This is a genomic window from Nostoc sp. PCC 9305, from assembly GCF_963920915.1.
Taxonomy (GTDB): domain Bacteria; phylum Cyanobacteriota; class Cyanobacteriia; order Cyanobacteriales; family Nostocaceae; genus Nostoc.
Genome location: NZ_CAWUDN010000232.1, coordinates 1 through 2225, shown reverse-complemented (window position 1 = coordinate 2225; position 2225 = coordinate 1). Strand labels below are relative to the sequence as shown.

At 45.5% G+C, this 2225-nt stretch carries 1 protein-coding gene; it reads right to left on the bottom strand.

Going from position 1 to position 2225, the window contains the following annotated elements; genetic code table 11:
* Positions 1 to 87 precede the first annotated feature (87 nt).
* Positions 88 to 1662 carry a group II intron reverse transcriptase/maturase gene (locus ACM0OX_RS35480; protein ID WP_414519876.1) on the bottom strand — a complete coding sequence of 525 codons (1575 nt, stop codon included), beginning with the start codon at positions 1660 to 1662 and terminating at the stop codon, positions 88 to 90.
* Positions 1663 to 2225 lie beyond the last annotated feature (563 nt).

Below are 2225 nucleotides of genomic sequence, written 5' to 3'. Positions count from 1 at the left end.
TGGTAGAGTCGATGCCCGGTATTATCCGGGGCACCTCTCTGTTAAATCTGGGCGTGCGACTTTCATCGCACCCAGCTTCCGATGTTCTTAGCTTGCGCTTTTGCTCATGTGTTTGTAATCGTGGCAACTCTCATGAATTGCTTCAAGATTATTTTTCTTCCAGTTGGCATGATTTCCGTCGATGTGATGCAGGTGAACCCTTTCTTCACCGATGAACTTTAAGCCGCAGGAAGCACATCTATGGTTTTGCTTCTTAAGAGCAATAGAGGTTTCGCCGAAATAGAGCTTACTGTTACGTTCGCTCCAGTAGGCTATATCTCCGTCATAGGGGGATTTGGTTCCTTTAACCATGACGTGTTTATTTTCTGAGTAAGAAACTGCTGGAAATGCTTTGTCTAGTAATTTCTTGCTAGAGTAGCGGTTCTGTCTAGTTTCCTTGTTGAATACCCTGTAAGCTCGCGTTTCGATGTGGTATAACGAGTTTCTAGACCCGTCCATCTTGCAGAACTTATGGTAGTTTCTCCAACCTCTAACTACCGGGGCTAATTTCTCAGCTTTTGTGGTAGCACCATAATTCGAGTTGTTGACGATGTATTTTACTTTCTTACGAAAAGCTTTGAAGTTATCCACTGAGGGAGTACTCTTGAGCTTTCCGTTTTTCTGGACTTTGAAGTGCCAGCCAAGGAAATCAAACCCATCTGTCGCGGCGGTAACTTTGGTTTTCTTTTGGCTTACATTCATTCCGCGATTGCGGAGGAACTCGCTGATTCTTTCAAGTATCTCTGTTGCATCGTCTTCGGGTCGGAGTATAATAACCATGTCATCCGCGTATCGAATCGAAGGCTCGACTATACGAGTGACTGAGGTTTTATCAGTGATTCTATCTCCTGGGTTCTTGTGGTATCGGTGTATACTCTCAATCCCGTTGAGTGCAATATTTGCTAGTAATGGACTGACCACTCCCCCTTGTGGGGTTCCTTGTTCAGGGAATTCTGGATTTACCCCTGCCTTGAGGCATCGGAAGATACCGAGTTTTAAGCCTTTCGGAGCGATGAGTTCGTCCATTATTGCTGAGTGGTTAATCCTGTCGAAGCATTTTTCGATATCGAGTTCAATAACTCGTTTTTCTGTTCCATTGCTGCTGGCGTTGAGGTTATTAAAAATGTACTTTTGTGCATCGTGAGCAGAGCGCCCAGTTCTAAACCCGTAACTCCTAGCGTGGAAAGTGGCTTCGTGTGCTGGTTCGAGCGCATATTTTGCTAGGCATTGCCAAGCTCTATCTGCGATGGTTGGTATTTTAAGCATTCTGGTAGTCCCGTCCTTTTTAGGGATGGGGATTTCCCGTAATCCTTGATGCTTCCAATTTCCACTATTCATTTTCAGTAGTCTTTCAAGGTTGAAGCGTTCTTCAAATGAGAGGGATTTCTTACCATCAATACCAGCCGTCTTTTTACCAGCATTTAGCTGAGATACAAGTCTAATTGCAAGAAATCGAGCCGAGGTAGATTTTAGAATAAGCTTTTGGAGTAACTTGGCTTTCCGCTTGTCTCCAACTTGAACAGCTTTATACACGCGCTTTTGAAGGCGGAAAAGGTTACGGCGGAATTTCTTCCACGGCAGGATTTTCCAAGATTCACTAGTTTTGTAACTGTGCCTAATCATTTTCTCTTCTGGAGTTTGTGTATTCTGAACACCTCAGACCAATTACGGTCTGTCCTACCCGAATTGTGGGGATTCCTCCGCTCGTCTGGGCTACTTGGAGTTCGACTGCCCCTAGACCCACAACTCGTTTTTATTCGTTCCCTCGGAGAGATTGATTGTTCCGTTAGATGTAGCCAATTCGACTGCTAGATTCCCTGGACTCTTGCCGTTCCTTCAATGATGTTCGGCGGGAATGACCTCCAGCATGGTCAGGGATTTTATTGAGTTGCGCCCTGCCAGTTAATAAGTCGCTTTTCTAGGCTCTGTTTCATCATAGGAACTCCCTGTTAGCGCCAGTGTCAACCCGCAACGGTCGTCTGATTGCGCCCTGTTCCCAGCTTCACTCTACAAGAATCGAGCTTGTTCGGTGTGGGCAGATGAGGAGTCAATTCTGAGTCTGAATGGCAAGGCTTGCACTTGCATCTGACCGAGAGTTCAGCCTTTAATGACAGTAATCTGCTGTCGGGCTGGATTAGTTATTTACGGACTGATTACCGTTATTCGCTAATCACCGAATCGCACCA